Annotated in this window: 15 protein-coding genes; 7 read left to right on the top strand and 8 right to left on the bottom strand. The window is 44.2% G+C overall.

Going from position 1 to position 17,575, the window contains the following annotated elements:
- Positions 1-32: 32 nt before the first annotated feature.
- Genes mfd through hisD form a run of 3 tightly spaced genes read right to left on the bottom strand, consistent with a single transcriptional unit; the run spans position 33 to position 5,710 of the window.
- Positions 33-3,560 (bottom strand): transcription-repair coupling factor, encoded by a 3,528-nt coding sequence (gene mfd, locus CH367_RS14150; RefSeq protein WP_100763153.1) that lies wholly within the window; start codon positions 3,558-3,560, stop codon positions 33-35.
- Positions 3,557-4,414, bottom strand: a complete 858-nt coding sequence (panC, locus tag CH367_RS14145; protein WP_100763152.1) for a pantoate--beta-alanine ligase — start codon at positions 4,412-4,414, stop codon at positions 3,557-3,559. Before panC ends, mfd begins: the two co-directional genes overlap by 4 nt.
- 15 nt (positions 4,415-4,429) lie before the next feature.
- Positions 4,430-5,710: a histidinol dehydrogenase gene (gene hisD, locus CH367_RS14140; protein ID WP_100763151.1), complete on the bottom strand. Its 1,281-nt coding sequence runs from the start codon at positions 5,708-5,710 to the stop codon at positions 4,430-4,432.
- 99 nt (positions 5,711-5,809) lie between these two features.
- Between hisD and CH367_RS14135 the strand changes: the two genes are divergently transcribed.
- Entirely contained in the window at positions 5,810-6,571 is a 762-nt protein-coding gene (locus tag CH367_RS14135; protein WP_100763150.1) for an exodeoxyribonuclease III, read from the top strand.
- Positions 6,572-6,783: 212 nt separating this feature from the next.
- Here CH367_RS14135 and CH367_RS14130 read toward each other — a convergent pair whose 3' ends face one another.
- Positions 6,784-7,185, bottom strand: a complete 402-nt coding sequence (locus tag CH367_RS14130) for a hypothetical protein (RefSeq protein WP_100763149.1) — start codon at positions 7,183-7,185, stop codon at positions 6,784-6,786.
- A gap of 400 nt (positions 7,186-7,585) precedes the next feature.
- Here CH367_RS14130 and CH367_RS14120 point away from each other — a divergent pair, with 400 nt between their 5' ends.
- Positions 7,586-8,767 carry an AraC family transcriptional regulator gene (locus tag CH367_RS14120; protein WP_100763147.1) on the top strand — a complete coding sequence of 394 codons (1,182 nt, stop codon included), beginning with the start codon at positions 7,586-7,588 and terminating at the stop codon, positions 8,765-8,767.
- A gap of 51 nt (positions 8,768-8,818) precedes the next feature.
- Entirely contained in the window at positions 8,819-9,676 is an 858-nt protein-coding gene (locus CH367_RS14115; protein ID WP_100763146.1) for a sterol desaturase family protein, read from the top strand.
- 191 nt (positions 9,677-9,867) lie between these two features.
- Here CH367_RS14115 and CH367_RS14110 read toward each other — a convergent pair whose 3' ends face one another.
- Complete coding sequence (locus CH367_RS14110; protein WP_100763145.1) at positions 9,868-10,761, bottom strand: alpha/beta fold hydrolase; 894 nt, start codon at positions 10,759-10,761, stop codon at positions 9,868-9,870.
- Positions 10,762-10,905: 144 nt separating this feature from the next.
- Here CH367_RS14110 and CH367_RS14105 point away from each other — a divergent pair, with 144 nt between their 5' ends.
- Entirely contained in the window at positions 10,906-12,204 is a 1,299-nt protein-coding gene (locus CH367_RS14105) for a glycerate kinase type-2 family protein (RefSeq protein WP_100763144.1), read from the top strand.
- 14 nt (positions 12,205-12,218) lie between these two features.
- Here the strand turns inward: CH367_RS14105 and CH367_RS14100 are convergent, their stop codons facing one another.
- A complete protein-coding gene (locus CH367_RS14100; protein ID WP_100763143.1) occupies positions 12,219-13,211 on the bottom strand; it encodes a GGDEF domain-containing response regulator in 993 nt (330 codons plus the stop codon).
- Between the two features lie 140 nt (positions 13,212-13,351).
- Here CH367_RS14100 and CH367_RS14095 point away from each other — a divergent pair, with 140 nt between their 5' ends.
- From CH367_RS14095 to CH367_RS14085, 3 genes are all read left to right on the top strand, one after another.
- Positions 13,352-13,756 carry a hypothetical protein gene (locus CH367_RS14095; protein ID WP_100763142.1) on the top strand — a complete coding sequence of 135 codons (405 nt, stop codon included), beginning with the start codon at positions 13,352-13,354 and terminating at the stop codon, positions 13,754-13,756.
- Between the two features lie 67 nt (positions 13,757-13,823).
- Complete coding sequence (locus CH367_RS14090; protein ID WP_100763141.1) at positions 13,824-14,300, top strand: four-helix bundle copper-binding protein; 477 nt, start codon at positions 13,824-13,826, stop codon at positions 14,298-14,300.
- 14 nt (positions 14,301-14,314) lie between these two features.
- On the top strand, positions 14,315-14,746 hold the full coding sequence (locus tag CH367_RS14085) for an LIC13259 family plasminogen/vitronectin/complement-binding protein (protein WP_100763140.1): 432 nt from the start codon (positions 14,315-14,317) through the stop codon (positions 14,744-14,746).
- Here the strand turns inward: CH367_RS14085 and CH367_RS14080 are convergent.
- Both CH367_RS14080 and CH367_RS14075 read right to left on the bottom strand, forming a co-directional pair.
- On the bottom strand, positions 14,743-16,179 hold the full coding sequence (locus tag CH367_RS14080) for a sensor histidine kinase (protein ID WP_100763139.1): 1,437 nt from the start codon (positions 16,177-16,179) through the stop codon (positions 14,743-14,745). The genes CH367_RS14085 and CH367_RS14080 overlap by 4 nt on opposite strands.
- A gap of 23 nt (positions 16,180-16,202) precedes the next feature.
- On the bottom strand, positions 16,203-17,255 hold the full coding sequence (locus CH367_RS14075; protein ID WP_100763138.1) for a sensor histidine kinase: 1,053 nt from the start codon (positions 17,253-17,255) through the stop codon (positions 16,203-16,205).
- Between the last annotated feature and the right edge of the window lie 320 nt (positions 17,256-17,575).

Genomic DNA, 17,575 nt, shown 5'->3' with positions numbered 1-17,575 from the left:
GGTGCAAAGGATAGGATTCGGGGTTTAGTCGTCTATACTTTTTTGGAAGGCAACATTTCGGAAAGAAGAAAGATCAAAGTATCTAGCTTTTCCTTTTCGGATTTTTTACCTGTCTGAAAAATCAACACATTCGGTTCCCTTGGATTGAGAGTCAGCCCGGTTCTCGCCGAAATCAGTTGAATGATTTTTACGTTATCACCTCGAAAGTAAGAACCGGATTTCATTTTGATTTCATCATTCATTTCTGCGACGGATTCGAAACCTAAATTGGATGCGAGAGTTCTAATCTTCTCCAAAAGAATAAAGGTTTTTGCATCTTCCGGCGGTTCGCCGAAACGATCCACCATCTCGGTGTAAACCTCGTCGATCTCTTCCAGATCCCTTGTGCCTTCGAACTTTTTGTAGAACTCGATCTTCTGTCTTGTGTCCGCGATATAGGTTTCCGGAATGAAGAAGTTCGTGTTCAAGGTCACGGAGGTTCTTACTTCCACGGCGACCTCTTCTCCCTTGATTCTTGCGATCGCCTCTTCGAGCATTCTCACGTAAAGATCGAAACCTACTTCCATGATATCGCCGGATTGTTCCTTACCGAGAAGATTTCCCGCTCCTCTGATTTCAAGATCCCGCATCGCTACCTTAAAACCGGAACCTAACTCCTGATATTCGTAGATCGTATTCAATCTTTTTTCGGCTTGTTCCGAAACGACCCGATCCTTTGGCAGAAGCATGTATGCGAACGCCTTTCGATCGCTTCGACCCACTCTCCCCCGAATTTGATACAATTGGGAAAGACCGAATAGATCCGCTCGTTTTACGAACAACGTATTTACGTTCGGCATGTCTATACCCGATTCGATGATCGTCGTTGTAACCAAAATGTCGTATTTACGATTGTAAAAATCGAGAAGGGTTTCTTCGATTTCATCCTCGGTCATTTGTCCGTGAAGAACTCCGATCGAAACTTCGGGAACGATTTCGTTTAGATATTTCGTTTCTTGTTCGATGGTTTCCACTCGATTGTAGAGATAAAAAACCTGACCGTCTCTTTGAATTTCGTTTCGAATCGCGTCCGCAATCAGATCTTCGTCCTCTTCGAGAACATAGGTTTCGACCGACTGACGATTCTTAGGTGGAGTCGCGATGATGGAAAGCTCTCGGATTCCGGTCAAGGCCATGTGAAGCGTTCTCGGAATCGGGGTCGCGGTTAAGGTGAGAACGTCCACAAGATTTTTAAACTTCTTGATCGCTTCCTTGTGATTGACCCCGAATCTTTGTTCTTCGTCGATGATAAGAAGACCCAGATTTTTCGGTTTCAATTTCGGGGAAAGAATGGCGTGGGTTCCGATGACCATATCGATTTTTCCGAGACTGAAATCGGAAAGAATATCCCTCGTTTCGGCGGCGGTTTTAAAACGGGAAACGAGTTCCACACGAAGCGGATAGTTTTCGAAACGGTTCTTAAACGTATTATAATGTTGTAATGCTAAAATCGTGGTAGGCGCGAGCATCATGATCTGACGACCCGCCATCGCGACCTTAAACGCCGCGCGGATCGCAACCTCGGTTTTTCCGTAACCCACGTCCCCGCAAACAAGACGATCCATAGGACGGGAAGATTCCAAATCCTTTTTGACCGCTTCGATCGCGTCGATCTGATCGGGGGTTTCCTCGTATTCAAACTCGGCTTCGAATTCTTCCTGATAAATCGTATCCGGTGGAAACGCGTAACCCTGAAGTTTCAAACGATTGGAATACATCTGAACCAAATCTTCGGCGAGGGCCTCGACCGCCTTTTGAACACGGTCCTTGGTTTTTTTCCAAGTGCTCTTACCAAGACTGTCCAAACGAGGAGATTCGGTTCCTCCGATATATCTCTGCACCAGAGAAATCTGATCCAAGGGAACAAAGAGAGAATCTCCTCCCGCGTATTCGAGTTTGAGAAAGTCCCTTTCTTTTCCGCCCGCGTTCGTTCTTTCGATTTTTAAAAACTTACCGACCCCGTGGTGGATATGAACGACGTAATCCCCTTCTTTGAGATCGATAAAACTCTGAAGGGCCTTGCTGTTTTGTTTTTTAAAACGGGTTTTGCGTTTGTATTCCCGACCGAAAATATCGTTTTCGGATAATATTAGAATTTTTTGATTTTCGAATATAAATCCGTTTCTGAGTTCGGACAACACGAGAAATGCGTCCTTTTTGTGTTTGCCCAAATGAAACGGAACCGGCTCGGCGGAGTCTTCGTTTAACAAAACGATTCCTTCCTTTTCGAAAAGCCCTTGGAGTCTTTTGGTCTGAGCCTCGAAAGAAGAAGTTAAGACGATCTTCCAACCGCCTTCGTTTCTGAGTTCGGCGATCTTTTCGCGGACTTCCCGGATTTTTCCCTTAAAGGCGGGCGCTTCTTTCAAAGAAGAAACAAGATCGTTTCCGTTTCGGGGAGGAAGTCCGATCAAAGATAGACCGATCGAATCCGTGAGAACCCTATGTTCTTCCCCGAAGGATAAAAGTTTTTCGGGCGGTGCGCACAGAATTTCCTGAGAACGTTTTTCAAACAAGGAAACGTATTCTCTCTCCAAGTGGAGAATTCTTTCCTTCACCGTATTCGGAGAAGGAAACAAAAGAACCGGGGGTTCCGGAAAATAAGAAAGAACCCCGTGATTCTCCCGTACCATCGGAACCAGTTCTTCGTAATAAATTCCGTAGTTTGCTTCGGGGATTTCGGGAAGGTGTAGGGAAGAATCCGCAGACTTTAGAAGATTCTGATATTCTAATTTTTGTTCGTCGGAAAGAATGTATTCGTCGGCGGGAAGAAGAACGGCTTTGTTCAGATCCGCCATCGACCTTTGGCTATCCGGATCGAAGGTTCGAATCGATTCGATTTCCTCTCCGAAAAGATCGATCCGCACCGGCTCGGTCGAATATGAAGAATAAATATCCAGAATCCCGCCTTTTAAACTGAATTCGCCGAAGGTTTCGCAAACATCCGTACGTTTGTAACCGAGATCGATCAAACGAATGAGAAGACCTTCCAGATCGATTTCTTTTCCTTTTTCCAAAACGATCGCCCGTCCCTGCATCGTTCGAATCGGAGGAAGGGTTTTTAAAAAACCGGCGACGGACGTAAAGATCAAAGCGGGTTCGCCGGAAATGATCTTTGCGATCGCCTTGATTCTTTCCCGTTTCATCTCGGTCGGATAACGCAGATATTCGTAAGGAAGAACTTCCTGACCCGGAAAATAAACGAGATCGCTCGCGGGAAGAAAACTCAAAGCCTCTCTGTATAAAAACTCGGCCGCAGTATTGTTTTCCGAAACGACCACGATCGTTTGATTCAATTTTTGGAATAAAGAAGAAGCTAATATGGAATGACTTCCCGCCGTCACGGAATACACGTTACCCGAAACGTCTTCGTTTACGGAAGACGAGGATTCGAAGGTTGTCTTAGCGGAAGCGACGGAAGTTTTCTTTTTGGAAGCCGCACTTGAAGCCGAGTTCTTTTTTTTGGGTGAAGAATCGAATTGGGAAAACAATTCCTCCCCGATGATCCGAAGAAGATCTTTCATGAAGGATTCACGCTCAATGTGATGTTGTCGATCAAACGCACCGGTCCGATAAAAACGGCGACCGCAAGAAGAATGTTCCCTTCAAAACTTTCCAATGGTTCGAGAGTATCCGCGTTCAAAACTTCGAGATAGTCCAAACGAATTTTCGAGGAAGAATCCAAAACGTCCTTCATGATGTCGCGCACGAGAACGGGATCTTTCATCCCGGAAAGAATCTGAGTTTCGCCGAGACGAAGCGCTCTGGAAACCAATAAGGATTCTTCCCTTTCCTCTTCGCTGAGTCTTGCGTTTCTGGAACTCAAAGCAAGTCCCTTACCCGAACGGATCGTATCACAACCGATGACTTCAACCGAGAATGCGAGTGTTTTGCAAAACTCACGGATCAAAAGATATTGTTGATAATCCTTCTTACCAAAAAACGCGAAGTTCGGTTCCACAAAATGAAACAACCTGGAGATCACGAGAAGAACTCCCTCGAAATGTCCGGGCCTCGAAACCGCGCAGAGATTTTTCATCAAATGAGGAATTTGTAAGATTACGTTCGGAATCCCGCCGGGATACATGGCCTCTTTGTCCGGCAAAAATACGAGATCCACTTTTTTGGATTCGCAGAGTTTCAGATCCCCTTCCGTGTTGACCGGATATTTCGCGTAGTCTTCCGGATCGTTGAACTGAGCCGGGTTCACGAAAATAGAAACCACGGTTTTATCCGCTTTGGAAACGGATTCGTCGAACAAGGTCGCATGACCCTCGTGAAGATAACCCATCGTGGGAACAAAACCCACTTTTTTACCTTCCGCCTTCCACTTGCGGACTTGAGCGCCAACTTCTTCTGGAGTTTTACAGATAATCATAGTATTTGAATATTCTTAAGTTCTAATTTTAACGGAGGTTCCGTGTTCCTCGTCCAGACCTTCGAATTCGGAAAGAACCTTTACGTGCGGATAAAGATCCGCCAAAGATTCTTTGGAAACTTCCTGCCAGGTAACACGTTTTAAAAACGTGGAAACGCCCAAGGAAGAATAGATTCTCGCGGCGCCCGCCGTGGGAAGAATATGATTGGTTCCACTGATATAATCCCCCATTGCTACGGGAGAATAATTCCCCAAAAACACCGAACCCGCGTGACGGATTTTTTTCAGATCCTCTTTGAAATTTCGAGTCTGGATCTCCAGGTGTTCGGGGGCGAAAAGATCGGAAAACGCAAAACATTCTTCTAAATTAGGAAAAACGAATATTCTTCCGTGATCCTCGACGGACTTGCGTTTCATTTCTCCTCGTTTGGGTCTTTCGATCAAAGCCTTTTCGACTTCGGCCTGAACCTTTTTGGCGAGATCGATCGAATCCGTACAAAGGATCGCAACCGAATCTTCTCCGTGTTCGGCTTGGGATAAAAGATCCGCGGCAACCCACATAGGATTTGCGGAATCGTCCGCGATCACAAGCACTTCGCTCGGACCCGCAGGGCTGTCGATTCCGATCACACCTTGACCGCTGAGATAAACTTTTGCGGCTGTCACAAACTTACTACCCGGGCCGATCACGAATTCGGAAGAAGGAATACTTTCGGTTCCATAAGAAACCGCCGCGATCCCTTGAGCTCCTCCCGCGAGAATGATCCGATCCGCGCCCGCAATCTTCGCCGCGGCGACAAGACCGTCGGGTAAGGCTCCTTGTTGCGGAGGTGTTACGATCTGAATGTTTTTCACTCCCGCGAGTTTAGCGGGAATCGCTCCCATCAAAATTGTGGATGGATAAAGAGCCTTTCCACCGGGCGCATAAACCGAAACCGATTCCACGGGAGTATGGCGAATCCCGAGTCGGTTTCCATGTACAATGATTTCCTTATCTTCCGGAATTTGAATCCGGTGAAACGCTTCGATATTTTCGGCGGCTTTTTTGAGAGCGGTTTCGAGTTCCGAATCGATCTTCGGTTTTAAATTGGAAAGATCGAGAACGAAAGAATCCGGAACCATTCCGTCGAACTTGCGCGTATATTCTCGGAGCGCCGAATCCCCGTTTTTTTGAACGTCCTCGATGATCGGTTTTACGATCGATAAGGTGGAACTTAAGTCCTCTCTGGCACGTTTCAGAACCGGATCCAAAACGGACCGATCTTTCAGACCGACTTGCAGAATTTGTATCGCCATTTTAAGAACCAGAATTTCCGAAAGAACTGTTCCTGCATCTGAAATTTACACAAAAAACAATTGCCCGGAAGAAGAATTCGTTCATTTTACACCTTGCCTATGAAACTCATATCTCTCAACTGCAACGGAATCAGATCGTCATTGGAAAAAGGACTCGCCGATTACATTCGGGATACGAAACCAGATTTCGTTTCCTTTCAGGAAACCAAGGCCATGCAGGAACAGGTGACTCCTTTTTGGGAAGAACTCGGTTACACCCCCGTCTTCAACAGCGCCGAAAAAAAAGGATACAGCGGAGTCGCGATTCTATATAAAAAAGCGCCTCAAAAAATCACGATCGGACTCGGAGATCCTTTTTTCGACAAGGAAGGAAGAAGTATCTATCTGGAATATCCGGGCTTTGCACTTTGGAACTTATACTTTCCCTCCGGAACGACGGGTGACGTGCGCCAAACCGCGAAGATGAAATTCTTGGATCTGTTTCAAAAAGAAGCCGCCAAACGAAGAAAAAAACAACCCAACATCATCGTATGCGGTGACGTAAACATCGCGCATACTCCGCAGGACATTCACGATCCGAAAGGAAATGCGAAGAGTAGCGGATTCTTACCCGAAGAAAGAGAATGGCTCAGTGGATTTTTAAACCAAGGTTGGGTGGATACGTTTCGTTATCTGTATCCGGAAAAACAGGAATATTCTTGGTGGACCTTTCGTGCGGGGGCTCGCGCCAAAAACAAGGGATGGAGAATCGATTATTTTTTTGTAACGGAAGAACTTAAGAAAAACGTAAAGTCTCATTCTATTTACAGAGAAAAACCGCTTTCCGATCACGCGCCTTTGGAGTTCGATATCAAACTTTGAAAGAACTTTTTAGAAATGTGGGAACTCTTACAAAACCGAAAGTTTTCGAGTAAGTCCCAAAAAATGTAGGATCTACCACAATCGGAAACGTCTTCGAGTAAATCCTGAAAATGTGGGAACTCCCACGGACAATAAAAAAGGACGCGTTATAAGCGTCCTTTTTTAATCTTTTTAGAACTTCCGATTTCCGGAAGAACGAACCGATCTTTCGATCAGCTCGCTTTTTTCGGAAATTCAGGAATTTTCCAATCCTTCAGGTCCACCGGAAGTTTTGGTAAGAATTTTTTAACCAACCCGATCGCATCCGATTCGAACAAAAGTACGTTATCCGTAATTCTATCCTGTGACTTGGAACGAACGATTTTCTTTTCTGTAATCGTACCGTGCAGTAGGATCGGATCTTTCCAGAAAGGAATTCTCACTTCTAAGGTAGCCGATTCGCCCACCGAGTCCGTGTTAAAACGTCCGAGATTCAAACTCATGGACGTACCTTCCCAGCCGCCGATTTCAGCGGAATAATTTCCTGTTTTACTGTGAACTTCCAAGGGAATGCGAACGGATTTTACGGATTCCTTCACGGAATCTTTTAAATCTTCGATCATTTTTTCGAGCATTTGGCGCCTCCCTTCTAAGGAGAAGAGAACATTATTTTGTCCCATTATCTTTGTCCTATTAGACGTTGTGCAACGCAACAACAAAACAAATTTCCCAAACTATTGGGCTTTGTAACGAATCTGTTTCTTGTAAAAACATCTGAATTCTTTGTTTTTTTCATTCTTTCGTTGATTTTTAATTTTTCCGGCTTTTGAACTGAAACCCCAAAGAAAATGGCTTCAATCTCAGAGTTTTTCAATTCACTCCGGCCGACTTTCAGGAAAGAATTTAAGGAATTCGAACCTTCTTCCTGTCCGTTCGTTCCATTTTCGGCAAAAGAGAACGTTCTTTTTATACCCCGAAACCTATAAGTTTTGCTTTCCAATGGAATGAACTCGGTTATCCTACGAAAAAAGTTCCATGTTTGCGTTTAGCCTCGGAAATTTAGAAATTCATTCCATCGTATCCGGATTCGTAGGTTTTACATCCGCGCTTTCCCTTCTTTTTATTTTGGGAGAAATCCCTCTCGCACTCAGGAACAGAAGAAATACGATTCTTCTCATTTTGTTCGTGGCCGTTTTTATCTTTCAGATCCACGCGTATCTTTTGGTGAGTAAGAATATTCGATTCTTCCCTCATCTTTATGCGATCCATCTTCCTTTGGCGGTTTTGTTCGGACCGTTACTGCGGTCTTACATTTCCAATCTTTGGGAAGAAGAAAGTAAGATTCCGCTCTTCCGTCTCTGGGATCTAATTCCGTTGATCGTCATTCTTTTTATCATGTTCCCCTTTTATCTTTCTTCGGAAGAGAACAAACTGGAATGTCTGAGACAATCCGCCGAAGGAAATTTCTCAACCGATCTGAGACTCGGAATCGCAGTGATGTCTTTGACGTTACTCGGTTATCTCATCGATATCATTCTCAACCTGGTTCATAGAATTCGCTGGATCGTGATTTATACTCGGCCCGAAATCCGTTTGATTCTGTTCATTCTCTCGGTCGCGGTTTCTTCTTCCCTTTTGGGTTTATCCACGAGCATCCAACAAACCGGCGTCGTTCGTTTGGAAATTTCTTCCGTTCTCATCGGAGTTCTTCTTTGTGGGATCTACATCATCCGTCAGAGCCATCCCGAAATTTTCAGCGCGGTTCAAAAGATCGTAGAAGAGGAAAGAAAATACAAAACGACCCAGCTCAAATCCGTAGATCTGGAATCCTTGGAAAAAAATCTGAATTCTCTCATGAAAGAGAAAAAGATTTACAAAGAGGAGAATCTAGGGCTCGGAAGATTGGCGGAGGAACTCGGAATTTCTTCGCATCAACTTTCGGAATATCTGAATCTTCACGTAAAAAGAAGTTTTTTCCAACTCGTCAACGGGTATAGAATCTCCGAGGCGAAACATCTGCTTCGCCATTCTCCCAAGGACACGGTTTTATCGATCGCCTACGAGGTGGGTTTTCAATCCAAATCCTCGTTCAACGACGCATTTCGAAAGGAAGTGGGTTTAAGTCCGACCGAATTTAGAAAAAAAGGAGAATCCAAGGACCTGATTGATAAGTCAGGTCAATTTTTTTCGACCGTCTCGACCAAGTCGGACGATTGATTTCCGAAAGGAAAGTAAACTCTTCTCAAGTAAACAGAGGAGATTCTTTCCATGAATCCAATTCAGTGTGAGTTAGTTCTAGACTGCGTTCAAAAAATCGGACTGTTTCAGTTCACGATGAACATCATTCGTTATTACCCGATTGCGGGTTTGGCCTTTTTGATTTTTTACGTTTGGAAAAAGGAAAGTTTCCATCGTTTCAGAATCCAATCCGTTTATCCTAAGATCGAAAAAATCAAAAACGAAATCAGACAATCGGCTGTTACACTTTTCGTTTTTACGATCATCGCGACTACCAATATCGTTTCCGCGAGAATGGGTTTGATTCCGAATAACGTCTACTTCGGCGACTATTCCTCACACGGCGGAATCCCTTATATGATTCTTTCCTTTCTTTTGATCACCGTATGGCACGAGACCTGGTTTTATTGGGCACATCGTCTGATGCATCACAAGAAAGTATATTCCAGAGTGCATTCCGTACATCATCAATCTGTGAATCCATCTCCGATCGCGGCGTATCACTTTCACTTTCTGGAAGCTTTTTTGGAAGGAATCTACATCGTATTCTTCGTTCTATTCATTCCGATCCACTTTCATGTTCTTTTGTTTCACACGTTTTATGCGATGATCATGAACATCTGGTGGCATTTGGGATATGAGTTTTTACCGAAATCCTGGACGAGACATCCGATTCTAAAATGGATCAACACGTCGACTCACCATAACCTGCATCACCAAAAGTTCCACGGCAACTACAGCCTCTATTTCAACTTTTGGGATCGGATCATGGGAACGAACTTTCCATACTACGAAGACTATTTCGAATCTCTTGCGGATAAACGTTCCGCGAAAGGAAGCGATTCCAATCCTAAGATTCAGTGGTCGGAATCACCCGCGGAAGGTTAAGAGGAAAACGGACTTTTTTCAACCCAAACTTACGAAACACATCTGGCCGCGTTTTGGTGAAAACCAAACGCGGTTTTTTTATTTTAAATCGGTTAGAACCTCGAAACCGTCGGCCGTTACGGAATGACGTCGTGAGTGCAAAACCTAGCCGTGGGCGCGAAAACTCGGAGTCATAACGCTTAAATATGCAGTTATTCTAATTTTAAAAAATTGAATATTTCTTTCCCGACCTGAGCGGGCGATTCCAAGGGCAAAAAATGCCCGGCCTTCGCGATCACCTTAAACGAAACCCTGGAATAAAACTCGGATTCCAATCCCTTATAAACCGAAGTGGAAATACATTCGTCGTTTTCCCCGGCCAGAACCAAGGTGGGAACGGAAATTTTCTGGAACACAAGTTCTCTGCTCGAATTCCAAAGAGCGAAATTTCCCGGGGTCAACAAACCTCTGTAATATCCGAGCGCGGCGGTCAGATGTTCGGGAACTTTCAGATTTTCGGAAACTTCTCGGAAACGATCTTCCGGAATTTTCCAACCGGGGCTCCAATCCTCCCAGAGTCTGCGTAGAAGTTCGTTTTTGAGAAGAGCCGATTCCGGAATTCCCGCTCTCAACTGAAAGAATAGAATGTACCAACTTCTGATGATCTGCGACGGATAAATAAAAAGATTTTTGATATAGGTTGGAAGCGGAGGAACGGAAAGAGCGACTAACGCGTCGATCGATCCCGGCGAAAGATTCGCAACTGCGTAGGAAGCGATCGCCCCCCAATCGTGACCGACCAAAATCGTGTTCTCCGATTTGAATTTTGTCTTTAAGGATTCTATGATAAACTTCAGATCACCCGCGAGTTCCGCGATGCTCACGGTCGTCGAAAAAGGAATGTTGGAACCGGGAGAATATCCCCTCATATACGGCGCGATACAGGTAAAATCCTTCTTGGAAAAAATTTCCATGAGTTCCTTCATCGAACCCGCGTCGTCCGGAAATCCGTGAAAGAAAAAAGCGAGATTTTTCCCCTTACCGAGACTTAGGTATTTGTATTCCCTATCTCCGTTTTTTAAGGTTGAGGTTTTGATTTCGGACATGAATTCTCCTGATTGCGATCGCGATTCGAATGCGGCGTCTAACGTTTCCGCAATTCCCGCGCGGAACTACATTGGTTTTTCGAAATCAAATGTCAAAGGAAATAAAGACTTCTTTTTTCCGGCGAAGAATCGAATTATGATTTCGTGCCTCGGCTCGATTTTCACCAAAATCCAATCCCGGAACTCCGTTCTCCCCGATCCGTTTTGTCTTATCTGGGCTCGTTTGCGATTCGCAAATCTCTTCCGGGTCCGGCAGTTCACAACTTTCTGACAAACTCGAAACCTTCGGGAAGAATCCTACTTCTTTCGATCGGAAAAGCCGCCGAGGAAATGGCATCGTCCGCGTATGAAATTTTAAAAGATCAAATTTTTGCGGGAATCATTCTTACCAAATACGGACATACGTCTGGAAATAAATTTCCGCCTTTGGAAATTCTGGAAGCGGGTCATCCGATTCCGGACGAGAACAGCATTCTCGGCGGAAAAAGAATCTTGGAACTTTGTTCTCTTCTACAACCGGAGGATACGGTTTTGATTCTTCTTTCGGGCGGAGGTTCGGCGCTGATGGAAGTTCCAGCAAACGGTTTCGACTTGGAAGATTTGATTTTTTGGAATTCTAAACTTTTAGAAAGCGGGGCTAAGATTCAAGACGTCAATGAAGTTCGAATTTTTTTGTCCTCGATCAAGGGAGGCGGACTTTTAACGAAGATTCTTCCTTCAAGATCGATCACTTTGATTCTATCGGACGTGATCGGAGACGATCTATCGAAAGTGGCATCGGGTCCTACGATCCCTTCCCGGATCACAAAGGATTCTATTTTAAGAATATTCAAAGATTACAATTTACAAATGGACTCAAAATTCGAGTCCGCGCTCAACTACCGAGCCCAAGAAACCATACAGACGTCAAAAAACGAAGTTCATTGTATCGGAAACATCGGACAAACCCTCGAATCCATCCAAAAAGAATGCAAGGATCTGAATATTCCCGTTTTATTACTTACCTCTTCCCTAACCGGAGAAGCAAAAGAGGTCGGGTATTCTCTCGCATCCATCGCTTTGGAAAAAATCAAAGAAACAACGAGCTCCTTATTGATTCTTTGCGGAGGAGAAACGACCGTAACCCACGACGGAAGCGGAAAAGGCGGTAGAAATCAGGAACTGGCTCTGGCATTTGCCGAAAAAATCTCGGAACAAAACGGAATCACGTTATTCTCCCTTGCAACGGACGGAAGCGACGGACCGACCGACGCGGCGGGAGCGATCGTAAACGGAACAACTTGGAAAAAAATCGCGGGATATACGGATCCAAAGAACGCGCTCCGGACGCACAATTCTTACGAGGCTTTGAAGGTTGTGGATGCCCTCGTGTTTACGGGAGCGACCGGAACCAACGTAAACGACATTCAATTTTTATGGATTGATCCGAATAACGAACGTTAGACGATCTTGATCTCTCAATCCCCTTGTGGATAAAAACGAAGACAGTTTCTTCCTTCATCCTTGGCTAAGTAGAGGGCCTTGTCCGCTCTTTCGATCAATTCCGCGATTGAGTTTTCGGGACTCGGACTCAAAGTAGCCATTCCGATGCTGATCGTAACGATCGAAGCCGTTTTGGAGGCGGAGTGTGCAATCGCAAGTTTTTCCACTTTTTCCAAAATGTTTCGACTTACGATGACCGCGTTAGACTCGCTTGTCTCCGGAAGGATCACCGAAAATTCTTCACCGCCGTACCGCGCGGCCACGTCACCGGCTCTTCTGGCGCAGTCTCGAATTGCGGCGGCGACTTGTTTCAAACACTGATCCCCGCCTTGATGACCGTACGTATCGTTGTAGAGTTTGAAATGATCGATATCCAACATCAAAAGTGCGACGCTGGTTCCGGTTCTCCAACAACGTTTCCATTCCGTCGCAAGAACCTCGTCGAAATATCTTCGATTGTAAAGACCGGTTAACGCGTCCGTTCTTGCGATCGCAACAAGATACGCGTTCACTTCTTGGAGTTGATCCGTAAGTGTTTCGAGTTCCTTCTCCCTTTCCTTTCTTCGAGTCATCTCTTCGAAAAGACGAAGTGCGGAACGAACCCGTGCCAAAAGTTCGTTTGCGTCGAACGGTTTTACGACGTAGTCGATCGCTCCGGTATCAAACGCTTCTTGAAGAACGTTCGATTCTTTGAGGGCCGTAATCATGATGACCGGGATGTCTTTTAATTCTTCCTTTTCACGGATCATCTTAAGAATTTCAAGACCCGTGATTCCGGGTAAAAGAATGTCCAAAAGAATCAGTGAAAATTCTTTTTGAGGTGGTTCCGAACTTTTTAAACTCAGCCAACCGATGACTTCATCCGGAGATTGACTCGCCTGTGTGTCCTTGTATCCCGATTTTCTCAGAATACCCTGCATCAACATGCAATTCTCCTGTGCGTCGTCTAAAATAAGAATGGAATTCATTGCGGATATTCTCCTCGGTGTTTCAAAGTTGCGCCGAGCCTCGGAAGGATACTAAGCTCCACCGAATTATAAATGAAATCAAACGAATTTTTTAAAAACTTCTTGCTTGATCCTTTGATTCCCAAAGTCTAAGGGTCAGGATGAGCAAAAAAACGAAACGTTGGGCCGCTTTTTTAGGCATGACCGGTTTGGTAGTTGCCCTCCTTTGTTTTACCGTAATGCTTTCGGGAAACCAATGCCCGGCCTTTGGATTTTCCGAACAAACCGCGGCCAACGATCTTCCGCCCTGTCATCGAACCGAAAAGGCAAAAGATTCCGTTCCGACCTGCTCCTCTTGCGATTTACTCGTTTCTCCCGAATCCGTTTCTTCCAAAAATCCCGATCTTGAAAGAAGTTATTTCTCAATTCTATCCGTTCTTCAAAATCCTTTTGATTTGGGATGGGGAATTCTTACCGATCGAAACGGTTTGTATGAACGAAATTCGAACTTCAACGCGCAAAAATTCACGTTTCAATCGATCTCCTCGGTCCGACTTTTGATCTGATCCATTCTTCCCTTCTTTGTATTTCCCTTTAAACACGTTTTTTGAATTTTAGAATTAAGGAATATATATGTTAACTAGAAAAGATTTAATCACTCAATCCGCGGCGCTACTTGCGTTTGCATCCGCCGGTTCCCTTTTAGCAAAAGAATCCGGACACAAACACCACGAATCCTCTAAAAAATCGGAGAAACCGGCCTCTTCCGGATCTCTGAAAAAAGTGGATCGCAAAACTCTCGAAGCCGCTTCCAAATGTATTTTAAACGCCGAAATCTGTCTTTCTCATTGTGAGGAGAATCTTTCCACCGGTGATACGATGCTCGCCGATTGTTTAAAAACCGTAAAGGATACTCTGGCCTTATGCAAGGCGTTCGTAAGTTTAGGAGCCGCCAATTCTCCTCTTACAAAAGAAATCGCCGCGACCTGCATCAAGGCCTGCGAAGCCTGCGAGAAAGAATGTAGAGTTCACGAATCCCATCACGACATCTGCAAGAATTGCGCGGACAGTTGCAAAGAATGTATCGCCGAACTTAAGAAAGTAGCGTAACCGGGAGCAAAAGAATGAAAAAGAAGATTATAATATTCTTATTTGTAGTTTTTGTTGCGCTCGGCGCCGCCGAATCGAAGTCGATTCTTCCCACACGACCGACCGTCCTTGCGGAACTCGGCCAGATCCATCATTCCTTTTTGGAAGGAAAGGAAGTGAACGCGGATAGACTGATCGCGGTTTTACAACAGGAAGTGGCCCGGGACAAATCCCTTTCTCCGGCGTTAAAGGCGGCGGAAAAACTCAAGGCTGGAACCGACGAAAAAACGAAACTCGAAGCGTATAACGAACTTTCGGAAAGCCTGAAAGAGTATATTCAAAAAGATGAATCTACTGGGTTCCACGTTTTCTACTGTCCAATGGTAAAAAAGAAATGGATCGCCTCGGGCGATAAGGTTCAAAATCCGTATGATCCTTCCATGAAGGGTTGCGGAAAAAAGATCTAAGTAAGTTCTTTTTCCGGGAATTGGATTTGAAATCTGGTTCCCGGATTTAAGGTTTCTAACTTCAACTTTCCCTGGATCTGCTTTGTCAAAATCGTTACGAGTTGCAGACCGAGCGTTTCATGATCCACGTTTAAAAATTCTTCCGGAATTCCTTTTCCGTTATCTTCGATCGTAACGGTAACAATACCGTCCCGAGAACTCGCGACAATTTTCAAAGCCCCTTGCATCCCTTCCGAAAAAGCGTGTTTGATCGCGTTGGTAACGAGTTCGCATACGATCAATCCGAGAGAAATCGCGATGTTCATACCGAGTATCAAACCCTTTGCTTCGATCGTTTGACGGATTTTAGGATCCACACCGTAGAGGTTCCAAAGATTTTGAAGAAGCATATTCAAATAACTGTCAAAGTCGACGTGCGACAAATCCCTGGACTTATACAATTCGTTGTGAACGAGAGACATGGAGAATACCCTGCTTTCCGTATCCTTTAGCAAACCGTAAAGTTCCTTTGCGGTGAGCTCTCTCGACATGGCGTTATCCGCTTGCAGATTCAAAAGAGAAACCATGATCTGCATGTTGTTTTTGACCCTGTGATGAATCTCCTGAATCAAAGTGTCCTTTTCGGCTAAGGACGCGAGGATAGATTCTCGGTTGCGAACCATTTCAGTAACGTCCGTAATCACGGCTAAATCCAAAACCTGATTTCGATAACGGAACTTATAGACGGTCGTGTCCGCGATCAATTCTTCCCCGTTCTTTTTTTTGTGAACGACCGATGTGGCGCGATTGACTCCGAACTTAAAGGAAAGAATTTCCTTTCTCACCATATCGAAATCGACAGGTTCGAAAATCTTCAGTATATTCTTACCGATCAAATCCCTTTCTTCGTAACCGTATTTTTCAAGAACGGCCTGGTTCACTTCCAAAATCTCAAACGTATCGTGTTCGAATAAGAACGCTGGATGCGGATTGTATTGAAAAAACAAACGATATCTTTCTTCGCTTTCCTGTTCGAATACGTTTTTCTTTTCCAGTTCCAAAGCGAGACGGTTCCGCTCATAGGCAAAGACCAAAGAACGACTCAAAGAATAAGAATCGAACTTCCCTTTGTAAACGTAATCCTGTGCGCCGATCTGAAGTGCGTTCACCGTAATCTCCTTATCTTCGGCTCCGCTACAGATGATCACCGGAATCTGCGGAAACTTTTCCTTGATTTCGGATAACGCTTCCAGTCCCGCTCGATCCGGAAGAGAAAGATCCAGAAGCACGAGGTCCGGATTTTCGTGAGTGATTCTACTGAGGCCCGCGGTAAAATCTTCGCTTCGACTGATCCGAAACGAAGGGCTCTGCGACTCGCCCAGATATTCTTGGATCAATCTATAATCCGCGTTCGAGTCTTCGATCAAAAGGACTGAAAAAGAATCTTTAAACATAAAGGGAAAACTCTCTTCTCTATCTATAATTGTTCTAACTTAAATTCCAAAGGAAAACTTACGATCACTTCGAACCCGGAGATACCATCGGTGCGTATTTCCAAACCGCCTCTGTGAAGTTCCGCTATCCTTTTACAAAAAAACAACCCGGTTCCGGGTCCGGAAAATTCCTCCGCAATATGATACTTTTTGAATAGATCTATGAAATTATTTTTTTCTATCAGATCGATTCCAATTCCGTTGTCTTTTACGCGAACGACGTGACGATCTTCTTCTCGTATATAAGAAAAAGAAAGAATACGATCCGCATCCGCTTTCTTAAATTGAATCGAGTTCGAAATTAGATTTCCGAAAAGTTCCTTTAAAAGAGGAAGGTTTCCCACAAACTCCGGAAATTCTCCGTTGAAACTCAACATCATTCCGGCGTTGTCCAAACTCTCACGAAAGGGAAGAATCGATTCTTCCAAAACTTCCTTTAAAGAAAGAGTTTTAAAAACGTTTCTTTCCTTTTCGATTCTTAAGAATAAAAGTAAACCGTTGATCCGATTCCAGAGACGGTTCGCACCTTCCACGCTGAGTTGTAGAAATTCTTTTCCCTTTCCGTCAAGTTCGCTCGAATATTTTTCGGAAACGAATTTCAAAAAGGTTGTATGATTTCGAATCGGTTCTTGAAGATCGTGATACATCCTGGAAACGATCGTCGCGATTTCTTTTTCTTGGATATTCCGAGTTCGTTCCGAAGTAGAATCCGAAATTTCCAAAAACAAAACCTCATCCGCACCGGATCTTTGTCTGGTTAAGGTTCCTTTGAAATCGAATTCCTCGGCGGATTCGTTTTTAAAATGTTCCTTAAAATAAATCGTTTTTTCTAATTTAGAATTTTTGAATTCTTCCCAAATGGAAATATTTTGAAACGGTAGGATGCGAGTTAGGTCTTGGCTTTTCAATTCTTCCGGATTCTTGCGAGAACATCGATTTGCAAAAGAAGAATTGCATATTATAATATGTAAATCTTTGTCCAAAACTCCGATCGGGGTTTTTAAATGGGACAAAATCTGAAAATCGGATTCAGTCAACGGAAATCACTCCTGAATTTTTCCGGGTCTTAAAAAGAATCCAATGCGTGTTCAAAGTTCGAATCCTCGATCACCGAAACAACCTAGAAAATTCGAATCAATTTCCCCAGGTTGTTCTTATTGACGTTAAAAAGTAAAGATTTCGATAAAAATGTCAATCCTGGTTTTTGGTTTTCCTTCTTTTTTACGCATTTCAGAATATTCTTTTTTTCGAAATTAGAATCCTCTAAAGCGTCCGTACTAGTACGAAAGAGTTAGAAATCGATTTTTAATGAAAAGACTTGACCCTGTTCAAAATGAAAAGTTGAAGCGCAAAAAGA

The sequence above is a fragment of the Leptospira barantonii genome, assembly GCF_002811925.1.
Lineage (GTDB): Bacteria > Spirochaetota > Leptospiria > Leptospirales > Leptospiraceae > Leptospira > Leptospira barantonii.
The sequence above is the reverse complement of the archived record's forward strand: the minus strand, read 5'-3'. Positions and strand labels throughout refer to the sequence as shown.